This is a genomic window from Leptothoe spongobia TAU-MAC 1115, from assembly GCF_018739885.1.
Taxonomy (GTDB): Bacteria; Cyanobacteriota; Cyanobacteriia; order Phormidesmidales; family Phormidesmidaceae; genus Leptothoe; species Leptothoe spongobia.
In genome coordinates this window covers 15,971-39,360 of record NZ_JADOES010000050.1, presented here as the reverse complement: position 1 = coordinate 39,360, position 23,390 = coordinate 15,971, and the positions used below count along the sequence as shown (strand labels likewise).

Sequence of the window (23,390 nt, the reverse complement as noted above, 5' to 3'; positions counted from 1 at the left end):
TCTCTTTTCAGCTTAAATTCTTTCTGCTGAGTGCAGAGATAGAGACACCTGGAATATTTTTTTGTTAAAAGTCCAATAAATATTGTCTCCAATCTGTGGTTGGTGCCCAGCCAACTTGTCTTTTAATTTTGTCGCAGCGGATAAATGCTTGGTGATTTTCTAATGGGTTTACCAGGGGAAGCCATTCTGGTTTAAAGCGTTTGATTAGGGTTTGAGATGGTTCTAGGGCATGGGTGTCATCAGCATTTACAAAATAAACATCATGCTCAGGTAGTTCTGATGCAGCTTCCATGAGAAGACGCTGGGCATGGGCCAAGTCTTCGCTACCGACCCACCCCCAAAACCATGGATCCCATGCTTTGGCTGGTTTAGCTGTGTTGGCCATTTCATGGCGTTGGATTTCGGTGCGAATGCCAGCGGGACGGGTGACATAGGTGCGGATGCCATAGGCACGGGTATAGCTAGCCAACAAGGATTCCCCAGCATGCTTGGTAAAGCTGTAGGAGTCTTCGGGATAGCAGGGATGCTGTTCATCAATGGGTAAGGACTGGATAGGGAATGGTGTGGAGCTGATGCGAAAGCCATGGCCGAGGGCACAGTTGCTGCCGGTCATGACGACGGTTTTAACGCCGACTTCGACGGCGGCCTGCATCAGGTAATAGGTGCCGAGAAGATTGGTTTTGAAGGTGGTGTCGAAAGGGATGCCCTGGGTGGTAAAGTCAGTTCGCATTTCCGGATGATCGGTTGGCTCTGACTGCGCCCCCACATGTTGAATCGCATCTATCCCCTGCATCACTCGTTGACAGTCTCCAAAACAGGTTAAATCTGCTTGTAACCAGTGTAAATGAGCAAATTCCTTGGGTGGCGAATGACGCGATGTCAGGACTACCTCATAGCGATCCGCAAGCTCACGGATGACAAATCGTGCAAACCGACCGCTAGCTCCTGTAATCAGTACCTTCATGACAGCCTTCTAGTCTCACGTAAACCACTAATTCACAAATACTAACAATACATCGATGAATAGTTGTTGCTTTTAAAGAACTCTCTTTAGTTTAACCCATAAACTAAAAGAAGAAAGACTGTTACAATTGGCTCTCTTTTTACTCGTTTACGTTTTTTATCCATTGCGTAAAATATTAGACAAACCCTGAATGCTTATGAACCATGGGTAAAACAGAACGGCAAAAGATGTTGGCAAGTGAGCCTTATTTGTCAACTGATCCAGAGCTAGTGACAATGCGGCAAGCAACTCAGCACCATTTACACACATTAAATATTGCAACACCTGATAACTTAGTCAAATGCCAGCAAATACTACAGTCACTTTTTAGTAATCTTGGTGCCGGATTTGATATTAATCCACCCTTTTATTGTGACTATGGTTGTCATATCCAAGCTGGCAAAAATCTCTACATCAATGTCAATTGCACTATTCTCGATTGTAACTGGGTAACAATTGGCGATAATGTACTGATTGCCCCCAATGTGCAGATTTACACGGCCTACCATCCCACCGACCCAGCCATGCGACTAACGGGGGTGGAAATGGCTGCTCCCATCACCATTGGCAACAATGTGTGGATTGGGGGTGGAGCGATCATTTGTCCTGGAGTGACCATTGGTGACAACAGTAGCATCGGCGCAGGCAGTGTCGTAACCAAAAATATTCCAGCCAATAGCGTGGCTGTAGGTAGCCCCTGCCGAGTTATTCGCCAGGTCTAGTTGTTTAATGGTTACCCATCGCCAACAGTTCAGAAATTTCAGTATGACAAGCCTGGGTTATGGTTTTAGCCAATATACCTGAGGACTTACCCCGGTATTGTTTCCGCTGATCATCAGTGATCCATAGGGGTTGACCAATCCTTAAGTGAACTTGGTGATAGTAGACTGCCGGGTGCCATCCAGAACGGTTAAATAGGGGCTCAGAGGGAGCTAGCCACTGAAATAGCTTAAATGGAGCCACTGGAGTAATAGTTTCCCTGGTAGCGGCAATAGCGATGGGCAAAATTGCCAACTGCTCGACGGGAGCTTGTAGGGCCAGGTGGGCAAACCCTCTTTGGAAAGGTCCAATTTTCTGAGATGGCACTGGCTGAATCATGGGCTGGGCTCCCTCCGGAAAGAGGCCTACCGATTCACCAGCTTGGAGAAACCGAGTCGCCTGCTGGAAAAAAGCCTGGGGCCGTTTACCCGGTGGATCCAACGGAAAACAGCCTAGGGCGTTGACTACCTGTTTTATCCCAGGAACGTGTCCCATAAAATGGTGACAGGCAAATCTGACTGGGTGATCCAGGGCCGTCATCAGCAGTGGTACGTCTAACAAACTGCGATGATTACTAATCACTACCAGACTGCCTGTCGTTGGGACCCTCTCCTGGTGGTGGATAGTTACTTGGAGGCCAGCCAGTGCGAGCAATCTGCGCGATAGGTCTAGAGCTGTGTCACCAGCCATTGCAGCGCTACTCAGCTACACGAATAACCTTGAAAATTTGCTCAGGGGGTTTACTAGCCGTCACCGTATCCCAGTTTAGACCGGCTAAAAATTGATCGGGGGAGACCGTTTCCACCACGTCCACACCCCATTCACCAGGCTGCAGAGAGGTGGGGGAAGTGCCTATGGCTGGTGAGGTTTTCAGGCCGCCTAAGAGCATCACCGTATGACGGTTGATCTGTTTGTCCGGCTCAGCTACACGTTGGGATGCGAGGGACTGGGCACATAGTGCGGCAATGTCTGTAGGGGATTGTGTACTAAACAGAACTTCTACCATCCAGTGAGGATTTTCGATCAGGCTGCATTGAATATCCCCATGGGCCTTTAATCCTTCGATAAAAACATTGGCAAAGTCGGCACGACTTAGGGTGGATACTTGGCCTTCGGGAAGTGTGCAGTTGTGGGAGAGGAGCATCCGTGTCGTTGCTGTCATATTTGCCTCATAAAAAATATTAGACCTTAAACAGGATATCAGTGGCTCGTTGAATCGGATACTGATTTGTGATTGGACAGTAATGGCTTGGTTCAGTTTTTTGCATCGGACATTTTGGCATTACTAACGCCTTCAGCTTTTGAAAAGTCTCATCAGAAAATATTTCCTATTGGGAGAGCTAAGTAGGTTTCCCAAAATAATTGCTCCTGTAGGGTGCTATTAGGCGAAGCCGTAACGCACCGTATGGCTTTGTAGCCCTGATCTTATTAGTTTGTAAATGATCAGAAAAAGCCCAGGACTCTGAACTATCCTTAGCAATAATGAAGTAACGTTGCTCCTGGGGTTGCCGCAATGTCTTTTCAGCTATCATTACCGGATAGTTCAGACCTGCTGAGTTTTGCCCAAAACATCAGTGCAGATATTGGCAATCTGTCTTTGTCAGACTTCTCAAACCGATCGATTCGTGATGTTACCAATAGCCTAACGTCAACGAGCCTAGAGCTTGAGCCGCTTGTAGAGGCAGGTTTGCAAGAGATTGATGTGCTATCAAGTCAAACTATCAGCCAGGTATTACCAGGTATTGTCGTATCAGCAGAGTCACCTATATCGTTGGACCAGACTGTTGCTGACCCAGGCAAAGATGGGCTTAATAATCTACCTATAGAGGGCCAGATTGTCGGTGAGCGCGGTTCTGAGGATTTAACATCATCGTCGCAAGTTTCAAGCCAAGGCTTTTTTGATAATTTCTTTAGACGAACAGTTGCACGGTTTGATTTGAATGCTGATCTAGCCAATGAAGACAGCTTTTATAATCTGCCCTACCCCTTTGACCTGCGTCTGGATGAATTGGGACGCCCAGAGCTATCCGACTTTCCCATTTGGGATGATAACCCAGTTATTCGTGGGTTAAGACAGATTGCGGATGACGAAGTTGGGTTTTCTACGGTTACCGCAGGCTATTTTCGGTTTAATCGGCCCCTGGCTGACCTGGATCCAGAGGATATTATTCCAGCCGATTTACAGTCTCCTATTTTATTAATGGATGTGGATCCAACGTCTCCTGAACGGGGGAAACTCTATCCCACCATTGCCTCCACACCACGTCCTGATCTAAATTATGTACCTGATTTTTTATTGTCAGTGGGACCCGCACCCGGCATCGTCCTACATCCAAAGCGTCAGTATGCCTATGTGGTACAGCGCTCTCTTCGGGATATCGTTGGGCGACGTTTAGATACCCCCGATACGCTAGAGCGATTGCTGGCCAATGGCCCACCTCAAAACCCTGCTGAGATAGACGCCTATGAGGTGTATCAGCCTCTCCGAGAAACTTTGCAACAAGTCGGTCTCTCTCGTCGAGATATTGCGATCGCAACTGTATTTACCACCGGTGACCCAGTAGGTGAGATGGCTCAGCTTTCACAGCAGGTGGTCGATCGATATGATCTGACAATTGAAAATCTACGTCTAGATCCGGACGATGGGGCTACCCATGAGCGGTTCTGGGAATTTCATGGCACAATTGAATTTCCCCAGTTTCAGCAAGGGACGCCGCCCTTTAACTCTGAGGGATTGTTTGACTTTACACCCGACGGTTTGCTGGTAGAACAGCGATTAGAAAATGCTCCTGTTGTGATTACGATTCCCAAGGGACAGTTTTTGACTGATGAGGGTTTCCCACTGCTGATGTATCAGCATGGTTCCAATGGTTTAAGTACGCAGGTTGTGGATCGAGGACCGATTTTAGTACCTGGTGGTGAGAGAGTTCCAGGCTTGGGGCCAGCTCATGTTGTTGCTGAATATGGCATTGCCACTGTCAGCAGCGCTCTACCCCTCAATCCAGAACGTTTAGAGAATGCACCCACGGATGCTTATCTAAATTTTGCTAACCTAGCCGCTTACCGAGACACGTTTCGACAGGGAGTGTTTGAGCAAAGGTTACTATTAGAAGCTTTGGAAGATCTCGAAATCCCAGCTGAGTTAATTCCTGAGGATGATGTCAATTTTAGGGTAGACACTGACGCGTTTAGGGTGGACACTGATGCAGTGGCTGTTTTAGGCCAATCCTTAGGGGCTCAGTTTGCCAATATGCTGGGGGCAATAGAACCTAACGTAGGAGTTGTGATTCCGACTGGATCGCCTGGGTTATGGCCCCTGCTCATTTCAGAAACAGAATTGTCAGATGCAGCAGGCTTATTATTAGGGACATTACAGCCTCTTGATCCATTGTATCCAGGGTTGCAGTTGTTGGAAGAAGCTTGGGAGGTAGCTGATCCGATTGTTTATGCACCTTATTTAGCTCAGCGACCGTTGGCAGGGCATCCTGTTCGGTCTGTCTATAAGCCTGTGGGACAAGGGGATACGGAAGTACCTGAGGTCGTGTTTAATGCCATGGCACTGGCTACGGGACTGAGACAATCGGGAGCAATTATCTGGCCCGAAATGCAGGTTTCATTGGCACTTGATGGATTAGAGGGGATTGAGCCTTACCCTGTGGCAAACAATTTATTGTCAGATGATGGTAGGCCTTACACAGGTGTTGTTGTGCAGTATCAGGGAGATGGTATTGCCGATTCCCATACGATTTTCTCGCAACTGGATGAGGTGAAATTCCAATATGCAAACTTCTTGACAACGTGGTTTGAAACTGATGTGGCGGAGGTGTTAGATCCGTTGTTATTTGAGCTGGATTCTCAACCTATTGTTTTAAATGCTTGATCCATGTATTCGTAAAGTGTTTGTAAAATTTAGTGGGATACATGGGTGGCAAAGGGGCTGAAACGGTTTTACACTGCCTGTCAGTTCTATGGACAGGATGATGACTTGCAGGTTGCGATCGCAGTAATAATAAGAGCCATCCAGCTATAATAAGAACACTTATTCTGATAATTAACCGCAGAGGGGTAAATCCAAAGGATTCTGCCTAATACTTATATGCCGGCTCCTCCTATTCCTGCAAATGATGGTGACCGACTGACGGAATTAGAGCGCTATAGGATTTTAGATACTCCACCTGAAGCATCCTTTGATGAGCTGACCAGTTTAGCCGCCTATATTTGTCAGACACCCGTCAGCCTGATCAGTTTGGTTGATAAGCATCGTCAATGGTTTAAATCTATTTGTGGTCTCGATGTATCGGAAACACCTAGGAAACAGGCATTTTGTGGCTACACCATTTTGGATAATGTTCCATTTATTGTCGAAGATGCTTTGGTTGATGTCCGTGTTCAGGATAATCCATTGGTGCAACTAGATCCGAAGATTCGTTTTTATGCAGGAATCCCGCTGATGTCGCCTCGGGGCTATAATCTTGGCTCACTCTGTGTGATTGATTTTATTCCCAATAAGTTAAATCAAAAACAGATCAACGGGCTCAAAACATTAGCCTCTCAGGTTGTCCATTTGTTAGAGGCTCGGTTGTTTTCTGAGAAAATCACTCATTACACTAATGTATTAGAGAAAGCCCATGCCGAAGCATTACAGGCAAATCAGGCAAAATCTCAGTTTTTAGCCATGATTAGCCATGATATTCGCACACCATTGTATGGCATCATTGGCGCTTTAGACTTATTAAGTGATTCTCAGCTTTCAGCTCAGCAGCAACAACATTTAGACACTGCTAATACATCGGCCCATATGCTGCAGTCGATTATTAGCAATGTCCTTGATTTTTCAAAGATTGAGGCGAATAAACTAACTCTTAATCCGACATCAACATCATTAATTAACTTGTCTAGGAAAATACAACAAGTTTTGCAAGATGAGATCACCCAGAAGCAACTTCAATTCTCAATTGATATTGAGTCCTCTATTCCAGAGAGAGTGTCCATTGATAAAAGTCGACTCTCTCAGGTATTGCTCAACCTGTGCAGTAATGCAGTGAAGTTTACACCACCCACTGGTTCAATTGTTTTGAAGTGTAGCTTACAGCAGCTCAGTGCTAGTAACGTCACTGTTCAATTTTGTGTGTCAGATACCGGCATTGGCATTGCTAGGGATCAACAACAATCAATTTTTTCCCCCTTTGTGCAGGCTGATAATTATACCTATCATGAACATGGAGGGACTGGATTAGGGCTAGCGATTTCGTCACGCTTGTTAGAGTTAATGGGGTCACATCTCCAGGTCCAAAGTACGTTGGGAGAGGGAGCGTCTTTTTACTTTACGTTGACCTGCCCTATTATGCAGGCTCAGCCTGGAAAAGTGGTCTCTAAAAAAACGTTTCAAGAGATTCTACGTTGTTTAGATCATTCGATTCATGTTTTGGTAGCAGAGGATAACCCTGTGAGTCAGCATCTGTTACAACATCTGTTAGAGAAAAATGGATGTATTGTTAGTTTGGTAAATAATGGACAGGAGGCCTGTCAACAGTTTCTAGAGCATGCCTTTGATTTGGTCCTGATGGACTTAGAAATGCCAGTCATGGGTGGGGAAGAAGCTGCTCAAAAGATATTTGACCATTGTCAACAGCAGCAGAAAAAGGTTCCTATTATTATGCTCACAGCCCATGCGATCGCAGAAACTCAGGAGCGTCTGATCAATAAAGGCATTGATGGCTATTTAACGAAACCAATTCGGGCGCAGGAGTTGCTAGATGCGATCGCATCAGTCCTCAATTGTTAGTGAGGGATAAGGATTTTATAAGATCCAAAAATTATGTCTGAAGAGATTGCCATGGAACGCCTGTACATCAACGGAACCCGTTACATATGGGGCTCACCAAACAGCACAATAGAACAGGCCAATTCCCGGATTAGTTTGGTTGTAACATCACTGACCATGAGTCCCCCTGCGGTTCGTCGTCGCATGGAGCGAAGAATCACTAAGTCGAAGCTCTCTCCTAGCCGAAGTAGAGCCTGGGTGACATTATCATGGGCAATCGTTTTGATGCGGTCCACCGATTTCAGGTTATCGTGGGCAACGATTGCTTCCAGGTCTTTCTTAAACTTCACCATATTCTCTTTAGGCGTACGGCGATCGTAGACATGCACCAGGGTGACTGACGCATGGTGAGCATCGGCAAATAGCTGAGCAAATCGCACCGTGTGAATCGTCTTGGGCATTAAATCCCGCACAGGTACCAGAATCCGATGGATATCGGTGGGGTCACTCTTAAGACGCATGACAGCCACTGGACAATGGGAAGACCAAAAAACACTTTCCAGTGTGGTGCCAAATAGTCTTGCCCGCACTCCTGTATTCTCTTCACTCCACCCCATCACCACTAAATTGGCATTTTGCTCACGGGCGGTGTGGCTAATGCCAGTGGCTTCATCATCCGCGATACGGACAATGGGGGTGGCCTTTACACTTAGCGTTTGACTAATGTCGCTGGCCTCCTGCACCATCACCTGGCGTTTTTGCAGGTCATCCACCAGGATCGGGTCATCCATATGGGCATAGGCACGGGAAATAGTCAGGGGAACAATCTGTCCTGCTTCATGGTGGGCTAGCAAGACCGCTGTTTCCATCAGGTGCTGATCGGCACGGGGATTAAAAATAGGGACAACAATGGTAAAAGCGCGAGGTAGATGACACATAAGCGGTTCCCTCTGATATCCCCATTCTTCGGGATTCAGGGGATCAGTGTCGTCCAGGGTATTGGCATCTGCAGAGATGGCCAGCTGACTGGCAAAGGCGCGAGTGGCGATGGGACCGGCAATGGCCGTTACCAGCATCAACACAATTACCGCATTAAACACGGCCTCATTGATTAAGCCCACCTCACGGGCCACAATCGCTGCCGCTAATGGTGCCGCCACATGGGGCAAGCACAATGACCACATGGTCAATATCTCGTTCCAGTTATACCGGTAAAATAGCTTGGCCAGATAGATGCCTAGAAACTTACTGATGACTACACCACTCAAAATGGCAAGGGTAAGCCCCAGTTCTGATGTAAACGATGAGACAAAGACTGGCAGATCTACCAGCAGACCCACATGGACAAAGAAGAATGGAATAAATAAAACACTGCCGACAAATTCAACTTTCTCTTTGACCGGTCCTTCCCCTAGAACGTCATTGACCGCCAGCCCTGCTAAAAATGCGCCAACAATGCGTTCAACGTTGACTAGTTGGGCACCAACCGAGGCTAAAAATACAGCTAAGAGAACAAAGACAAATTGATTCCCCTGTTCGTCCCCTGTCCGACGAAAATAAAATTTCCCGGCCCAGTCCAGGCCAAAGAGGACGGTAGCGGCATAGATCGCCAGGGCGAGGATCTGAGCCACCAGGCTAAACAGGGAAAACTCTCCGGCATGGATAGAAATAGAAATGGCCAGCAGTAAAAGGCCGAGAATATCGGTGAAAATAGTGGCCCCAATGGTAACGGTAATGGATTCGTTACCCATTACCCCCAGTCGATTCACGATGGGGTATGCCAATAATGTATGGGGGGCAAAGATGGAGCCCATCAGCAGGGCCGTATTCCAGTCAAAGCCCAGCAGGCGTCCGACTAACAGCCCGGCAGCCAGGGACGAACCAAAAATAAATAATCCTAGACTCAGGGAACGGTTACGGGTTTTATGAAATCTAGCCAGATCGATTTCCAGGCCGATCACAAACATCAGGTATATTTTCCCGATTTCTGCCAACAGTTCCATGGTTTCGGTGTCGGCTGTCAAGACAGCCAGACCGCTTTTTCCCAGGACCACGCCTGCAAACAGTAGCCCGACTAGGCCAGGCAGTTTGAGCCGTTCAAATAGGGGGGGTAAAATTAAGACCACCAGTAGCAGGATGGTCAGGGAAATAAACGGGCTATGGAGCGATAGAGGGGCACCGTGGTCAACTGCGGCTAGAACCATATTGTGCACAGGGGAAAGGCAATCGGCAGCATAAGACAGTGGGCATCGCCCACCGCCTTAGCTATTCTGCATGAATAAGGTTTGGTGTAAGGGGTTTCTTAAGTATTAAGAAGTTATTATTCGAATTGAGAGCTGCAAAAATTGCATAGGGGAGTCACCCCGGAGCTCTTCCCAGGAGGGGAGAGTTACGGAGTCGTGGCATAGGTTTTGCAAGCAAAGATGGAGTCTGCTTGGTGCAAAAAATCTTATAACGAGAATCCATCCCCTCTCGGGAGGGGTGCCTGAAAGGCGGGGTGGGTTTCGACCGCTAACGCCACCAGCGATCCTCTCTCCATCTCCCAACTTTCCTAATCTCCCTGCAACTCCTTCGCGAACTTCTCCAACTCTTTCGCAATATCTGTCCAAGCCTGATCGCGCTCGCCATTGTCATTCGGAAATGTGATCACCGGTTTCCCATCTTTTGGTAAAGCTTGTAATCCCCTAAACATCGGCTCACTGTCCCACATGCAAGGCCGAATAATGATGGGGACAACCCACATGCCTTCCGCTTGACGACGGGCCAGTAGTTTAGGCACTTCTTCCTCGTTGATAAAGCGTGAATTGATAAAATCTGCGCTGATTAGCAATATGGCTAAGTCGCATTCGTTCATTGCCTTTTGAATTTCTTGATGCCAGTCATCGCCAGGTCTAATTTGACGATCTTCCCAAGCCTCAACCAATTTATGTTGTTGGAGTCCCGCTAACATTTTGATCAACTTATCTTTCAAAGCTTGCTTCATCTTCGTGAGCATAGCTAATAAAGACTTTCAGAAGACTTTTTTCAGGTTTCGTTGTGTTCTAAAAAACGTAAGGCTCCTAAGAAACACAACCTAATTCACTCTGAAAGAGGCTGATTGTCGATGAAATTGCAACAATCGTGTTTCTTTTAGGTTTAACGAATAGCAACGTTATTCGTTAGGGGCTCAGATCTTGGACTAAGGTCGGTTATGAAGCTCAAACCCACGTTGGGTTCAAAACCCAACGCTAATTGAGGGCTGTCCACTAGAGGGACAAGATTGGCTGGGCAGCTCTAAATATAGAGTGTTTAGGGCTTCTTTAACCGCTTGAGCGGTTTTGAGCCAGTTAGCCTTGCGACTTTGAGCCCAAGGCGTGTTAATGCTGCCTTGCCAGGTGCAAGATCTAAGTAAGATAGATGATCTAGCAAAATCTGTTGTTCAGGTTTTGCTAGATCATCAAGTTCTTTAAATGAATATTCTCCCTTCAAGAGTTCTTTTTCACTAATTTCACCTAATTCACGAGGATGTTTGTCTGTCAATAGAAGAATGTTATACCAAATCCAAATTCATTAAGCCCGATTAAAAATAGACAATCTTGTAAGGTCATTCCCTTGTGGATGCCCTGCGATACCGGACGCTATCAGCCAGGATTTCGTATTAGTATCTCCTGCAGAACTTTTCAGACTTGTAATATAGCCATGGGTTTCTAAATGACCAATTGCAGTCATCATTTCAGCATTGGTGAATTGCCAGCCCGCATCAGTCTCTTGCGGTTGTTGCCGTATATCTTACGAGCCCCAATTAATACACTCGGAGGGAGTTGTTTTTACCCTTGAGTTTCTCTAACCAAAAATCTGTTCCTTTAAGAGGCTGTTGGCGATTAGTGGGATCGAACAGCATGAGTGCAGCATCGACATTATTGAGGAAAATGGAATGAATGGAACGATAAACATGTTGTCCTGCTAAATCCGATAGCACTGCTTCTCACTTGGTGCCATCATCTTCACACAAAGTTGCCAGTACTGATAGTTGAGGATGAAAGGCACAAATCGAATTTCTTACGTTTTCTCAATTTTGTATTTCAATGAATATCTATGTCATAAAAATAGCGGGCAAAATTCATGAAGAATTCCACCCGCTGCTTTTGCAAAAAAGACGTCCGTAACCTTACTCGTCGTCGTCCTCATCCTCATCATCCTGAGGATACTCAAAGCTATTGGACCGATTTGTCAATACCGACTTACCAAGACTCAACGCCCGCTGAGCCTGTAATTCTGCTTTCTTCTTCCAAACCGCGCGGTGCATATTGCGCTTCGATTTGGAGCGTTTCTTCTTAGGAACTGCCATGGACCTGGGAAAAAGTTAGATAACCTATCGATGATAGACCAAAGTTGCACGTGGAGTACAGGGTTGGAAAATAAAAAGGTTGGCAGGGGCAGGGGAGGTAGGGGGTTAGTGGGTTTTGAGTCAATTAGCCCTGGGTTTTGAACCCTGGGCGGGTGAGTGCTATCTTGTCGACAGCCTGCAGACCACTTCTAAAACGAACTACTCGACGACGACTCCAGCAACGTCTGCGCGCCACGAAAATAAGTCGCCCAATACTCAGTCACCGGCTGCTGACTCCATTCCTGACGACTCACCCGTAGAGTCAATACCGGTACCGAAATGCCATCACTATTTTCCCCAGTCACAATGATCACCACTTCCGTGATCAACAGATCCTGATCGAAACTACGCTGTGCCCCAGCCCGTGCCGCCATATTCGCCCGACGGACCAGGCTCCCATAGGGCTCATCCTGCTCTAACGCCAAAAATAAATTTAACCGTGACGTATACGCATAGGACGCCTTTGGCATAATCAGCGCTTCAGTCAGCCACAACGCCCCTGACGTTCCTAGCAAGATTGCTAACCCTACGGGCGCAAATGAGGCACCGAGACGCCGCGTGAGGGGGCGCTTGCGTCGCCGTCTGGAATAAGGCCGGTAGGGAGATGTCGTGGACATGTAAATTAACAGGTGCTATAGATTAACGCCGTACGGATAGAACTGTAATATAAACCGCGATCAAAACTTTAGATTTAAACCTTGTCTATGCCCAGAATTCTAATCTGGCTTTAGAAAAAACCTCAGGTTTTAACTGGGGTGTGGTTTAAGAAAGCCCTATAAGGTTACGGTTTAATCAATCAACTATCGTCAAACTTTCCCACTTTTGTATCGTGAATGATCAATGAGTAGGCAGCTGCCCAGGCCAAAATTTTGATTGGATGAATAACTATTCTGGCTGAAGCTACGTAAATTTGAATTGATACAAGCAGGAAAATAATGGATTAGTAGGCAATAAGATATGCATTGATCTATAAGTTCATACCGGATATAAGCGCAAACTGCTCAACTTGCAGTACCATATGGCGCTGAATGCATTTGCTTCCTTCAACGTCCAATCTGTACTTGGTGACCTCTGATGTCGACTTGCTGGGCAATTATTATCGGAATCAATCAGTATCAGGGCTTTCAGCCGCTGATGCAGGCTCAAAATGATGCAGTGGGTATTCGACGATACCTGATTGATGATGCCGGGTTTGCGCCGGGAAACTGTATATTGCTGAGTGATTTGTCCAAGTCGACTGAGCATGAAGCGGTCTACCCAGACCGATTGTCGATCATTGATTGGCTGGAAACCGTTTGTCAGGGACGGGTGCAAAGTGATGACACGCTTTGGTTTTATTTCAGTGGTTATGGAGCCCAGGCGGATAATAAGGATTACCTAATGCCGGTGGACGGTGATCCGGCCCAGATTAAGCAAACGGGTATTGCTTTGCAGGATGTGGTTAAGTACCTCAAGCAAGCGCCCACTAAAAACACCATGATGGTGCTGGATATGAACCGCAGCCAGAGTGCTCTGGCTGGTCAGGCGATCGGTGAGCAGGTGACAAAGCTGGCTCGTAAGGCCCGGATCCCGCTAATTCTCTCCTGTCAGCCCAATGAGTTTTCCCATGAAACTTTGGCGGTGCGTCATGGCTTATTTACAGCCGCACTCCTGGAGGGACTACGCTATGACGGTTGTGCCACCCTCAGTCATCTAGAGCGCTATTTGGTGGAGCGGGTGCCTGAGCTATGTGACCAACATTGGCGACCGATCCAAAATCCGGTGGTTGACCTACCGGAAGAACAAAAATTTCGATTGCTCTGGCATCAGCGGGATACTGCTGCGCCTGAGACCGCTGATGTGGCGGGAGATGTGGGCTCAGTGGGTGCCTCTACAGAGGCCTCCGCAGGAGTCGATTCCCTAATTTCCGATAGCCCGTATGGGGATGAGTATGTGCCGGAAGAACCCCCTCTTATCCCTGATAATCCGGATGCTGAGTATGTCGATGGGGCAGATCTGATTCCAGAGCCGATGCCAGAACCGATAGAAGAGTTTGTTCTGGAAGATGAACTACCGGAAGAGCCACCACAAGAACCCTTCTCATTGGATCTGGTAGAAGGTGACGTTGATAATCCAGATGATTATGGCACAACGCTGACAGATGATTTGCCGGACGTTGAGCCAAGCAGGAGCAATGTGGGTGGTTGTCTAGGGGCGCTGGGTGCACTCGTAGCTTTGCTGTTGTTAGGGGCTGTTTTGTTCCGCGATCAGCCGGTGGTGAAAAATGCTTTGAGTCAGTTGCCACCGGGCTGGTTGGCCCGTGTGGGTATGGACTCTGATGGTACGGATCCGTCTACATCGGATGTTCCAGATGCAGATCCGACGGTGGATCCGACAGTAGATCCGACAGTGGGTGAGGCTGGGGCTGGGGATGCTGAGGCTCCGGATAATCCAGATGCTGAAACCTCGGATAACCCGGATGCTGAGGCTCCAAATGCTGATGCTTCAGATACTGAGACCTCAGATGCTGAGGGGTCGGATAACTCGGATACAGACACCCCAGACACTGTTGATGTGGATCTCGAGGATATTGGTCTGGAGGTGGATGAGTCTGATGCCGCCGCTGGTGATGGGGAGACGACTCCAGATGACCCAGATGCGGCTGCCTCAGAGACGCCAACAGAGACGCCAACAGCGGCTAGTTCTAACACGGTGACATCATCTAGTAACACTACGTCTGGTAGCGCCTCAGGAGAAGATACGGCGGCACTGCTAGAGGAGGCGCGACGGACATTGCGGCCTAGCCAGGCGTCTCGGTTTGCTAGCGCGATCGCAACCGCCCGCAAAATTCCCCCCGGTGACCCCAACTACAACCAGGCTCAGGCCGATATCCAGCGCTGGAGCCTGGTTATCCTTGACCTGGCCGAAGGTCGAGCTGCAGAGACCGAACTACAGGCGGCCATTAATGCCGCTAAGTTGATTCCCCGTGAGCCTGCCGATGTCTATCAAGAGGCCCAGGAACGGATTGGCTTCTGGGAAGCCCGTACTAAAACCCGAGAACTAATCCGTGAAGCCCAGGCCATTCCTCGTATGGGCCAGGCCAGCACCTATCAAAAAGGGATTTTGAAGCTTCAGGATGTCCCTTCTAATCAGCCCATTGAATATGCCGATGCCCAGCGTCTAATTGCCGAATGGACGGGCAAAATGCTGACCATTGCGCGCGCGCGCGCAGCTCAGGGACGATACAGTAACGCCATCGAAGCAGCGACATTGATTCCTCGGAACACCCCCAATTACGACCAGGCCCAGGCCGAAATTAAACGTTGGCAAGGTCAGTAATTACTGAAAACCGGCAGTTGAGATGTTCCATGGAACGTCTCAACCAAATAAACAATAAGCCCTAGTCCGTCAATACGCGTTGGGCATCTCCCAATATATCTACGACAGCCTGGAGTTTGGTCTCAATCTCTTGTTTTTGCTTGATCAGCTGATTGAGACGTCGGTAACGGGCAATGGCCATGCTCAACACCGGTACCTGTTCTGGTGGACAGGATTCAGCCTGAATTTGGCCGCTGCTGTCCAACTGGCAAAGGTAATATTGGCTGGGATTCCCAATGTCCTCCGATGAAGGTTGATGAGATTGGGAATTGCTACTCGCCACCTCATCGTCTGATGCCCCCTGTTCTAGCATGGAGCTTTCTAGGGCTGACAGATAGTTCATCAAATCGTTGGCATCACCATGGCGGAAGAGCGCCACATCTATTTCGTTTGGAGATTGGTGGGGCTCCAACTGCTGCTGGGGCTTGAGAGGGTTGTCTACCTGGATATCTTCTGTACTCAAATGACAACTACCAGAGGAGGCTGCAGGGGTTACATGCTTAACAGCAGGAGAGTGCTTTACTGCCGCATTTAAGCTGGCTTCAGAGGCTAGCCAGCCCGAAACAACCGGTCCTTCTGCATAAACCTGATGAATGTTCTGGGCCAGATGTCGCAGTTGTACCTGATACTGTTGTACCTGTTTATAAATATCGGTCAGTGCATTCAGGGCAATAGCCGGATTGACTTCATAACGAAGGCTACTGGCTTCGTTATCGTCTGTGAGAGGAAGTTGGGGGACTTTAGAAGTAGACATTACATGTGCTACCAAACCGCCAATGTGGTACGAGAAATCTATGCTAACCCTGATATAGTCTGCGGGGTGCCGCAGTCGTCAATAATATTAGAACAATTGATACAGGACCGTTTGAAAGTCAGAACGCTTAACCAAATCTTTGAATAGCGGTTGCTGAGTTTAAGGTAAGTATACTTCGAGTTTTTAGAACCGCTATCGGCAAGCTGAATAAACCTTGCGGTTATGGAGTCAGGTTTTTGACCATGACCTATAATCGCTTACTAAGAAGGGGTTAGCCTCTGTGCCAATGGGGCTATTGTTACGCTTCTATAGGCAACTTTTTTTGATACGTGTCAGCATAGGCTTAAAGGGGCAACCTAGTTAGCAACTGTGTCCGTGCTTTTTTTGTAAGATCGTCACCCCAGGCGATGCCAATGGCTATCGTTGATTTGGGGCATTTACTTATGCGGTTACCTCCATCTGTCCGATACCTGCCGTCTCGATTACAATTTGCCTCAAATCCATGGTTATGGCTTGGCATTCTAATGACGGGGATTGTTGGTCTGTATGCCTGGGAATATCGTCAAAATCCGGGGCAGCTACCCTGGCAAATCAATGCTCAAGGACTAGGAAACAACTCAAGCAACTCCAACTCTACGGATAGGTTGCTTGAGTCCCTGACACCAGAAGAGCAATCGATTGCCGCTGAGCTGGATAATGTTGAGCTGTTGTTGGCTCAGCTGGATTCTGACGTATCTGCCTTGACAACCGGCGGAGACTCTAGTGCTGCTGCTGCTCTCAACGCTGCTATCGATGCTTCAGAGGTAAGCGAGTCGAATGTTGACCGCTTAAAGCGCTACATCGGCGAATATAGCTTTCTGGGTACGGGGGCGCGAGGGGCCAATGTGCAGTCTAATGATCCTCAGACCATAGCTCCGGTACAGCGACCGACAGAATCCATATTGAATCTCAGGTCTGAGTCTGAGTCTGGGCAAGCAGCAAGTGCTTTAGGGGCTTCGTTTGCCCAGCGTCAGTTGGAGTTGCCTGCAAGCTCACCGACTAGCCCTGCGAGGACTGGTCTAACTGGTGGAACTAGCAACTCTGATGTGGACTCTAGAGAGGGCACTACGAGTGAAGCTGCTGCGGTTGACAATGCGACTGATAATCAAGCAATTGGTCAAACAACCTTTTCGTTTGACCAATTTGGTCAAACGGGTGTAGCTCCCGGCAGTTTAGAGGGCCTCAATCGGCCATTTATTCGCACTACACCTAATATGTCTCCGCCACCGGGGACAACGGGCTATGTTCCCCCTGCATCGCTGTCAGATTTTAATCGTCTAACTCAGCAGCGCTCGGGGGCCGATCCCTTTTCAACCCAACCAGCCACTGGCTCCCTGGGGACGACGGCTCCGTCGGCAGGCAGAGCTAATACTCAAGTATTGCCCCCTGCTGATATAGAGACTGCAGCGCCTCTACAAACACCAGCATTTGATAGTTCCTCTCAGATCAATCAGAGTCAACCCCGCAATGCGTGGGAAAATTTCTGGGATTAAAACAAGGAGCCATGCATGGCAAAACGTAAGGGGAAAAAAACTGGGCAGGCTACCGATCGGGTGGTGTATTCAGAATTTGGACAAAACCCGGCCATGGAAAGGGCGGTACCTGATCGACCGCCAGCGGAGCAAGACCTGCGGGTACAGGTGAGTGGCAAAGGGCGTAAAGGGAAGAAGGTGACTGTTATTAGTGGTTTTCAGCACTCACCTGAGACTTTGACAAAGCTGGCTAAGGCGCTCAAAGCTCAGTGTGGTTCTGGTGGCACGGTGAAGGATAACACTATCGAAATCCAGGGGGAGCATGCGCCTAAGTTGGTGGAGCTCCTGATTGCTAAGGGCTATCGTGCCAAGCGGAGCGGGGGCTAATATCCGTGTTTTTTTCTATATTCTCTAGACGCTCAAAGTTTGGGCGCTACGGTCTGTTAGGGCTATTAATTTGTGGTTGGGTTGGCTGGCTTAGCATGAGTGCCCATGCTATAGATGATTGGCGTCAGCAGCCCTGTGTTTCGGTTTTGAGCCAGCGTCAAATCTTGGCTGTGGATCAGGTGCGTTATGGGGCACAACCGATTTCACAACAACAGTTTGCCACCTCGGTATTAGGTTTATTTCCAGGCAAGTTTGCGGCGGCTAATGAGGCCCTGGGGCTGACATTTGAGGGTGAGTCCGAAACGGAACAATTGCTGGTAGCTGCCTTGGGAGATGCTGCTGGAGGGCAACGACATATTTTGCGATCGCAGGCCCTCTCTGTGCTCACGACTGGAGCCGCCTTACCCTACCAGGCCGATGCCACCCGTTTACTTAAAGCCACCTTTCGCGATAGCTCGCTGATCTCCACAGACTACCGCGAAGGCGTAGCCGCTGCCCTGGCGCAGGGAGTGATTCCGGTTGAGGCCGATACTTCAGGTAGGAAACCGCGTCTAAACCCTAATCGTAGTGAATCCTACCGGATGGCGGCTAATTTGCTCTGTGCTGCCAGTGCCGATCAGACCATGGCAGCCCTGATCCCCCAGCGGATTCAGCCAGTTCCCTTGGCCCCTCGTCCAATTCCCGAGCAGGAGATTCGAGGAGCGTGGCTGACGAATATTGATAGTCAGGTATTGTTTTCCCGTGAAAATTTGGAGTCGGGTCTGCAGCGACTGGCCTCGCTCAATTTCAATACGGTGTATCCCACCGTGTGGAACTGGGGATATACCCTGTACCCTAGCGCTGTGGCACAGCGGACCTTTGGCTACAAGCAAGGGCTGTACCCAGACTTGGACAATACCGGTGAGCGGAACGAGGCATTGGAAGCCGCTCAGGGCGATCGCGACATGCTCAAAGAGCTGATTGGTCTGGCCCATCCCCTGGGGCTGCGAGTGATTCCCTGGTTTGAGTTTGGGTTTATGGCTCCAGCAGACTCTGCCCTAGCCCGGAGTCATCCAGAGTGGCTGACCCAAAAAGCTGATGGCAGTACAGTCAAAGCGGAAGGCACCCACAATCGGGTGTGGCTAAATCCCTTCCATCCGGAAGTACAGCAGTTTATGCTCGATATGGTAAGTGAGCTAGTAGCCAACTATTCCGTTGATGGATTTCAGGTAGACGACCACTTTGGTTTACCGGCAGTCTATGGCTACGATCCCTACACTGTTGACCTATATCGTCAGGAGCATCATGGCCAGGCTCCTCCAGCCGATCATTTTGATCCTGAATGGACCCGTTGGCGCGCTGACAAAATTACCGATGTTATGCGACGCACCTTTGACGTGGTCAAGGCACGTCAGCCCAAGGCTATTTTTTCGGTGTCTCCTAATCCCCATGAGTTTGCCTACAAGTATTTTTTGCAAGATTGGGATACGTGGGTAAACCGAGGCTATGTAGAGGAGTTGATTGTGCAACTCTATCGCAGTGACCTGGGTCGGTTTGTGTGGGAGATGAACCGTCCCCCCGCTCAAGCAGCCCGCCGTCATATTCCCACGGCAGTAGGTGTACTCAGCGGTTTGCGGGGACGACCTGTACCCATGGAGCGGATCCAGGAACAGGTGGGGGCTGTGCGCGATCGCAGTTATGCAGGTGTGTCCTTCTTTTTTTATGAATCGCTCTGGTGGTCAGATACTGAGACCTTAGAACAGCGTCAGCAAAGTTTGCGTCAACTCTTTCCGCAAAAGGTTCCAGTTCCCCAGGTGTGAGATTTTAAGTATGAGGTTCAAGTGTGAGGTTGCCATTAACCCCACACTTAAACCACGTCCAAGTTGAAACCGGTAGCTTCTTCTACGGAAAAACTCCAGTTCTGGACGTGGACAAGGTTTAAATCTCAGTTAAATATTTCCTCCCTGTCCAGGCGTGGCCCCAACTTGACCAGGGGGCGGTTCACCTGACTGGCCGGGGGTGGCCCCAACTTGACCGGGCGGTGGGGTGTCTGCAGGATTTGTTTCCCCAGGATCTGTTGTTGGCGGCAGTGCTTCTTGCACAATCACATCGTCTGGCAACCGGTCAATCTGGGCTTCAGTTTCTGGTTCTACAACCGTCTCGATGGGGGGAATGATCGTCTCCGGAGGTAAAACAGTGGGTTCCACAGGGACAACGGGGGTGTTTGGCAATTCTGTTGGTTTTTCAATCAGTTGATTGATCAGCTCATTAGGGGCCGCCGTGGGTGCTTCCGGAGCAATGACAATCTCCGGTGTTGGCACAGGTGCGGGCGCGGGCTGTTCGATCACCACCGGTTCGTTGATGGGAGTGGGTTTATCAATCGGCTGTACTGGGTTAGGTGCCGTAGTTTCAGGGATAACTGGCTGTCCACCCGGCTGATTAGGACCATTCCCTGGTGTGGTTGGTCCACCAGCATTAATAGGGTCAGGGGTAACAGGCTGAGTCGGCTGAGGCGCAATCTCACCCACCTCTGGTTTGACCGGTGGTGTTGGCGGTTGTGGCTCAACAGGTGGATTTGGGGTCGGGGGGTCAGGCTGGGGGGTCGGTGGTTGAGGCGGTGGCGGCTGGGGCGTCGGGGGCGGCTCGACCTGGGCTGACGGTGGATTAGCAAGGCGACTAAATTCGATGCCGTCTTGTTGTAAGAAATTAGCGGCGGGGGATCTGGCAAAATCCTGAATGTATGTCACTGAAGCGATTGGTGCATTAGGATTGGCCGACAGAAATGCCGGATTTTCAATGACATCATCATCGTTTTCAAACTGTTGTTGTTGATTTAGAGCGTCTTGAATTTCTTGTCTGACGGCGTCCAACCCAACATCCCCTGTGGTTGCTTCAGGATCGTCCAACTGCATATCAGCGAGTAGATCACTCGTTTCATAGAACTCAACCATGTCAAAGGAGAAGTGCTGCAGGATGCCATCTCCTTGCAGTACTGCCATTTCCCCTGCATAGAGAGGTTGTTGCACAGACCCATCTTCATTGAAGGCCATCATGGGACCTTCTGAATTGTTGGTCAGAGCTCCAATAATGGTGGTGTTAGTTTCAGGTACAAAGCGGACAAACAAAGCTGATCCGTGAATACCCGTAGTGGCATTGGGGGTTTGAATCGTGGTGCGCCCCTGTCCTGGGGGAATCAGTAGCAGTACGGTCCCGTTGGATAGGCGAAAGTTTCGAGTGTTGGGGGTAAATCGAAAAACTGCGCTTTCACCGATGCGGGCGAGAGAACCATCGTTAAAACGGAGTTCTGCACGGGCACTACGAGCTGTGCTCAAGGAATCATTGACACCCAAAACATCGGATATCTTCGCCCTGCGGGACTGCCCATTTGTAAATAATTGAACTTGATTTCGGGTGAGTTCTACCCTGGCCCAAGTGAGGGCTGACTGCGCGTTAGCAGACCTGGGCATTGATAACAACATCCCCAAGGATGCACAAACCAATGACAGCCAGCGACCAGTCGCTGCTACGTTCAATTTTTCCATTACTGTCGGATGTGAACCAGCTAGATAATTAAGGACTACTCTGCAATGACCTCAGTTCAATTTGCTTGAATCCACTGATTCATCAGTGGTTAATCTGTAGTTACGCAATGGACTAATCTGGGTCCAGCCAGCTACAGAGATGGTGAGATCATTAAAACCCCCGAATATATAAAGTTCTTAATACACCCTTAGATTTATGCTACCGGTGTTATTCCCAAAGGTGGGCAAGATTTGATGAAGTGTGGGACATTCATTCACACTTTTCTTGAAGATTTTGTTGGATTGTCTGTCACTGGTTACACGATTGAGGTCTTTTCTTATGGGTGGAGCCAGGTCCGTACATAATTAAGAACGGTTATAAACCCTGTCCCTACAGACTCAAAAGTCATCTAATAACGGTCCCAAACGACTGAGCACGGGATCATCACTCATGCTGGAGTCATGGTCTGTAGGGAGAACGTCATTGACTGTTTCTGTAATGGTGTCTTTGGTTGCCGCTATGGGTGACTCTGGCTGGCTAAATGCTGATGCAATGCTAGTTTCGTCTTCAAGGGCGGCGACCCGGACACCTAACTGGGCTACCTGGTGCTGTAGCTCCATAAATAGTAGTACCGACTGGGTCGGTTCTCGACTCAGTAGATACTGATGCAACGCTTGCTTACATAGCTCGTTAAAGCTTTGGGCATGCTCAGACTGGTGGGCTGCGATCGCATCCAACAAGGCCTTATCTCCCTTGCTTTCATCAAAGGAAACGCTCTTACGGATGGATCTAGCAGCCATATTAGTCAGGAGCAATAAACCTTATCCACGTCCAGAACTAGGTTTTACCGTAGAAGAAACTACGGATTTCAACTTGGACGTGGTTTAGCACTGCCCCTAATAACGCATAACCAGGGGTTATCCGTCAATCTAACCAGCGGCAGCGGCCTTCAGGTTAGCCAGCTGAGCTTCACCATATATGTATTGCCCAAGGGCATTTGCCTGGCGTGAAGGCTTAGCCAGATGTCCCTTGAGTCTGGCCTCCTTTAGTAGAGGCCGCAGCTCGCCCCAGAAAAACTCACCGCCGCCACCCGTCACAATTACATCCGTAGCCCGCTCCGGCAGCCAACTCAAAAAACGCTGGGACAGCTCACGAGCAAAACTCTTACGTAAACTGGGCAAAATTTCGTCTAGGTCGGTGGGGCGTGATGCTCCCTTAGGACGATAGAATCGCTCCCCCTCTGGGTTATGAACGGCAGCAATTAACGATAAGGACTGACTATCTGCTCCATCAATCTGAGCCGCTACCCGCTCATAAAACTGCGCCATCCCAAAGGATTCACTTTGCGACGCACCGCGAGCAAAACGGAAGCGATCAATGGCCAAAAAGTCTGTGGTTTGATGACCAATATCCACAATGGCCACCGATAGATTGGGAAAGTCAGGGCTAGATGTGCGCTTATTCTGGGCTTCACTCCAGATCAGACTGCCATACCCTTCTGGCATAACCCAGACCTTCTCCACATTTATGTCCATGGACTCTCCCCGGTAGACCATGACATGGGGGGACGTCAGCAGGCTAATAATTTCCGCTTTTTCGCTATCAAACTGTTCCTGGGAGTGATATGGCAGCCCCAGCACAACGCCAAGGTTGCCCTTCAGGCCAAAGTAGCCCACACAGGCTAAGGTTTTGACCAAGGCATCATCTACTTTTGACTGGCCCACACCCAGGTCCGCCCCAAAGTCAGCGGCCAAATGACCAACGGCATACCCCTTACCCTGATATTCCAGCCACATATCCAGCAGTGGATCGCTCGGTTGCGATTCAAACCCACCGCGCCGCGCCTGCTCTACTGTCAGATGGGCAACATTCGAAGGAACGAGGACCACATCATTCTGGTTGCGCTTGATGCAGGTTTTAGTGGCTGTACGACCAAGGTCAATGCTAAGGAGCTTCATTCTAGACGTAGGCATAACGCAAGTTGGGAA

Annotated in this window: 21 protein-coding genes; 7 read left to right on the top strand and 14 right to left on the bottom strand. The window is 48.9% G+C overall.

What is annotated here, in order from left to right; all coding sequences use genetic code 11:
* Positions 1 to 64 precede the first annotated feature (64 nt).
* Positions 65 to 964, bottom strand: coding sequence for an NAD-dependent epimerase/dehydratase family protein (locus tag IXB50_RS19345; protein WP_215610638.1), 900 nt, complete (start codon positions 962 to 964; stop codon positions 65 to 67).
* Between the two features lie 203 nt (positions 965 to 1,167).
* On the opposite strand from IXB50_RS19345, the gene IXB50_RS19340 reads away from it, so the two are divergent.
* The gene (locus tag IXB50_RS19340) at positions 1,168 to 1,725 is read left to right on the top strand and encodes a sugar O-acetyltransferase (protein ID WP_215610637.1); all 558 of its coding nucleotides are present in this window, start codon (positions 1,168 to 1,170) and stop codon (positions 1,723 to 1,725) included.
* 4 nt (positions 1,726 to 1,729) lie between these two features.
* Here the strand turns inward: IXB50_RS19340 and IXB50_RS19335 are convergent, their stop codons facing one another.
* Together IXB50_RS19335 and IXB50_RS19330 are read right to left on the bottom strand one after the other, a co-directional pair.
* Positions 1,730 to 2,452, bottom strand: a complete 723-nt coding sequence (locus tag IXB50_RS19335) for a lysophospholipid acyltransferase family protein (protein WP_215610636.1) — start codon at positions 2,450 to 2,452, stop codon at positions 1,730 to 1,732.
* A 7-nt stretch (positions 2,453 to 2,459) separates the two neighbouring features.
* Positions 2,460 to 2,924, bottom strand: coding sequence for a DUF2656 domain-containing protein (locus IXB50_RS19330; RefSeq protein WP_215610635.1), 465 nt, complete (start codon positions 2,922 to 2,924; stop codon positions 2,460 to 2,462).
* A 351-nt stretch (positions 2,925 to 3,275) separates the two neighbouring features.
* Here IXB50_RS19330 and IXB50_RS19325 point away from each other — a divergent pair, with 351 nt between their 5' ends.
* Together IXB50_RS19325 and IXB50_RS19320 are read left to right on the top strand one after the other, a co-directional pair.
* Positions 3,276 to 5,642 carry a hypothetical protein gene (locus tag IXB50_RS19325; RefSeq protein ID WP_215610634.1) on the top strand — a complete coding sequence of 789 codons (2,367 nt, stop codon included), beginning with the start codon at positions 3,276 to 3,278 and terminating at the stop codon, positions 5,640 to 5,642.
* A 216-nt stretch (positions 5,643 to 5,858) separates the two neighbouring features.
* Positions 5,859 to 7,547 (top strand): hybrid sensor histidine kinase/response regulator, encoded by a 1,689-nt coding sequence (locus tag IXB50_RS19320; RefSeq protein WP_215610633.1) that lies wholly within the window; start codon positions 5,859 to 5,861, stop codon positions 7,545 to 7,547.
* An 80-nt stretch (positions 7,548 to 7,627) separates the two neighbouring features.
* Here the strand turns inward: IXB50_RS19320 and IXB50_RS19315 are convergent, their stop codons facing one another.
* The 7 genes from IXB50_RS19315 to IXB50_RS19285 all read right to left on the bottom strand — a co-directional run bounded on the left by IXB50_RS19315 (position 7,628) and on the right by IXB50_RS19285 (position 12,509).
* Complete coding sequence (locus IXB50_RS19315; protein WP_215610632.1) at positions 7,628 to 9,730, bottom strand: cation:proton antiporter domain-containing protein; 2,103 nt, start codon at positions 9,728 to 9,730, stop codon at positions 7,628 to 7,630.
* A gap of 347 nt (positions 9,731 to 10,077) precedes the next feature.
* Positions 10,078 to 10,509, bottom strand: a complete 432-nt coding sequence (locus IXB50_RS19310; protein WP_215610631.1) for a toll/interleukin-1 receptor domain-containing protein — start codon at positions 10,507 to 10,509, stop codon at positions 10,078 to 10,080.
* A 305-nt stretch (positions 10,510 to 10,814) separates the two neighbouring features.
* A complete protein-coding gene (locus IXB50_RS19305; RefSeq protein ID WP_215610630.1) occupies positions 10,815 to 11,045 on the bottom strand; it encodes a hypothetical protein in 231 nt (76 codons plus the stop codon).
* A 30-nt stretch (positions 11,046 to 11,075) separates the two neighbouring features.
* Positions 11,076 to 11,237 (bottom strand): hypothetical protein, encoded by a 162-nt coding sequence (locus tag IXB50_RS19300; RefSeq protein WP_215610629.1) that lies wholly within the window; start codon positions 11,235 to 11,237, stop codon positions 11,076 to 11,078.
* A 70-nt stretch (positions 11,238 to 11,307) separates the two neighbouring features.
* The gene (locus IXB50_RS22245; RefSeq protein WP_215610628.1) at positions 11,308 to 11,484 is read right to left on the bottom strand and encodes a P-loop NTPase family protein; all 177 of its coding nucleotides are present in this window, start codon (positions 11,482 to 11,484) and stop codon (positions 11,308 to 11,310) included.
* Positions 11,485 to 11,673: 189 nt separating this feature from the next.
* Positions 11,674 to 11,853, bottom strand: coding sequence for a 50S ribosomal protein L32 (rpmF, locus tag IXB50_RS19290; RefSeq protein ID WP_215610627.1), 180 nt, complete (start codon positions 11,851 to 11,853; stop codon positions 11,674 to 11,676).
* 188 nt (positions 11,854 to 12,041) lie between these two features.
* On the bottom strand, positions 12,042 to 12,509 hold the full coding sequence (locus IXB50_RS19285; protein WP_215610626.1) for a hypothetical protein: 468 nt from the start codon (positions 12,507 to 12,509) through the stop codon (positions 12,042 to 12,044).
* A 457-nt stretch (positions 12,510 to 12,966) separates the two neighbouring features.
* Here IXB50_RS19285 and IXB50_RS19280 point away from each other — a divergent pair, with 457 nt between their 5' ends.
* On the top strand, positions 12,967 to 15,210 hold the full coding sequence (locus tag IXB50_RS19280) for a caspase family protein (protein ID WP_215610625.1): 2,244 nt from the start codon (positions 12,967 to 12,969) through the stop codon (positions 15,208 to 15,210).
* Between the two features lie 61 nt (positions 15,211 to 15,271).
* Here IXB50_RS19280 and IXB50_RS19275 read toward each other — a convergent pair whose 3' ends face one another.
* Positions 15,272 to 16,003, bottom strand: coding sequence for a hypothetical protein (locus tag IXB50_RS19275; RefSeq protein WP_215610624.1), 732 nt, complete (start codon positions 16,001 to 16,003; stop codon positions 15,272 to 15,274).
* A gap of 413 nt (positions 16,004 to 16,416) precedes the next feature.
* Between IXB50_RS19275 and IXB50_RS19270 the strand changes: the two genes are divergently transcribed.
* From IXB50_RS19270 to IXB50_RS19260, 3 genes are read left to right on the top strand one after another with little or no spacing between them, the layout of a single operon-like run.
* The gene (locus IXB50_RS19270) at positions 16,417 to 17,535 is read left to right on the top strand and encodes a hypothetical protein (RefSeq protein ID WP_215610623.1); all 1,119 of its coding nucleotides are present in this window, start codon (positions 16,417 to 16,419) and stop codon (positions 17,533 to 17,535) included.
* A 15-nt stretch (positions 17,536 to 17,550) separates the two neighbouring features.
* Positions 17,551 to 17,901: a translation initiation factor gene (locus IXB50_RS19265; RefSeq protein ID WP_215610622.1), complete on the top strand. Its 351-nt coding sequence runs from the start codon at positions 17,551 to 17,553 to the stop codon at positions 17,899 to 17,901.
* A gap of 5 nt (positions 17,902 to 17,906) precedes the next feature.
* Positions 17,907 to 19,700, top strand: coding sequence for a glycoside hydrolase family 10 protein (locus IXB50_RS19260; protein WP_326520843.1), 1,794 nt, complete (start codon positions 17,907 to 17,909; stop codon positions 19,698 to 19,700).
* Between the two features lie 129 nt (positions 19,701 to 19,829).
* Here IXB50_RS19260 and IXB50_RS22550 read toward each other — a convergent pair whose 3' ends face one another.
* From IXB50_RS22550 to IXB50_RS19245, 3 genes are all read right to left on the bottom strand, one after another.
* Positions 19,830 to 21,422: a FecR domain-containing protein gene (locus tag IXB50_RS22550; protein ID WP_215610621.1), complete on the bottom strand. Its 1,593-nt coding sequence runs from the start codon at positions 21,420 to 21,422 to the stop codon at positions 19,830 to 19,832.
* 378 nt (positions 21,423 to 21,800) lie between these two features.
* On the bottom strand, positions 21,801 to 22,202 hold the full coding sequence (locus tag IXB50_RS19250; RefSeq protein WP_215610620.1) for a hypothetical protein: 402 nt from the start codon (positions 22,200 to 22,202) through the stop codon (positions 21,801 to 21,803).
* A gap of 129 nt (positions 22,203 to 22,331) precedes the next feature.
* Positions 22,332 to 23,375: a ParM/StbA family protein gene (locus IXB50_RS19245; protein ID WP_215610619.1), complete on the bottom strand. Its 1,044-nt coding sequence runs from the start codon at positions 23,373 to 23,375 to the stop codon at positions 22,332 to 22,334.
* Positions 23,376 to 23,390 lie beyond the last annotated feature (15 nt).

Bases quoted from the DNA above. Each gene is read 5' to 3' on its own strand.
- IXB50_RS19345 (WP_215610638.1), bottom strand. From the start codon at position 964: ATGAAGGTACTGATTACAGGAGCTAGCGGTCGGTTTGCACGATTTGTC.
- IXB50_RS19340 (WP_215610637.1), top strand. From the start codon at position 1,168: ATGGGTAAAACAGAACGGCAAAAGATGTTGGCAAGTGAGCCTTATTTG.
- IXB50_RS19335 (WP_215610636.1), bottom strand. From the start codon at position 2,452: ATGGCTGGTGACACAGCTCTAGACCTATCGCGCAGATTGCTCGCACTG.
- IXB50_RS19330 (WP_215610635.1), bottom strand. From the start codon at position 2,924: ATGACAGCAACGACACGGATGCTCCTCTCCCACAACTGCACACTTCCC.
- IXB50_RS19325 (WP_215610634.1), top strand. From the start codon at position 3,276: ATGTCTTTTCAGCTATCATTACCGGATAGTTCAGACCTGCTGAGTTTT.
- IXB50_RS19320 (WP_215610633.1), top strand. From the start codon at position 5,859: ATGCCGGCTCCTCCTATTCCTGCAAATGATGGTGACCGACTGACGGAA.
- IXB50_RS19315 (WP_215610632.1), bottom strand. From the start codon at position 9,730: ATGGTTCTAGCCGCAGTTGACCACGGTGCCCCTCTATCGCTCCATAGC.
- IXB50_RS19310 (WP_215610631.1), bottom strand. From the start codon at position 10,509: ATGAAGCAAGCTTTGAAAGATAAGTTGATCAAAATGTTAGCGGGACTC.
- IXB50_RS19300 (WP_215610629.1), bottom strand. From the start codon at position 11,237: ATGATGACTGCAATTGGTCATTTAGAAACCCATGGCTATATTACAAGT.
- rpmF (WP_215610627.1), bottom strand. From the start codon at position 11,853: ATGGCAGTTCCTAAGAAGAAACGCTCCAAATCGAAGCGCAATATGCAC.
- IXB50_RS19285 (WP_215610626.1), bottom strand. From the start codon at position 12,509: ATGTCCACGACATCTCCCTACCGGCCTTATTCCAGACGGCGACGCAAG.
- IXB50_RS19280 (WP_215610625.1), top strand. From the start codon at position 12,967: ATGTCGACTTGCTGGGCAATTATTATCGGAATCAATCAGTATCAGGGC.
- IXB50_RS19275 (WP_215610624.1), bottom strand. From the start codon at position 16,003: ATGTCTACTTCTAAAGTCCCCCAACTTCCTCTCACAGACGATAACGAA.
- IXB50_RS19270 (WP_215610623.1), top strand. From the start codon at position 16,417: ATGGCTATCGTTGATTTGGGGCATTTACTTATGCGGTTACCTCCATCT.
- IXB50_RS19265 (WP_215610622.1), top strand. From the start codon at position 17,551: ATGGCAAAACGTAAGGGGAAAAAAACTGGGCAGGCTACCGATCGGGTG.
- IXB50_RS22550 (WP_215610621.1), bottom strand. From the start codon at position 21,422: ATGGAAAAATTGAACGTAGCAGCGACTGGTCGCTGGCTGTCATTGGTT.
- IXB50_RS19250 (WP_215610620.1), bottom strand. From the start codon at position 22,202: ATGGCTGCTAGATCCATCCGTAAGAGCGTTTCCTTTGATGAAAGCAAG.
- IXB50_RS19245 (WP_215610619.1), bottom strand. From the start codon at position 23,375: ATGCCTACGTCTAGAATGAAGCTCCTTAGCATTGACCTTGGTCGTACA.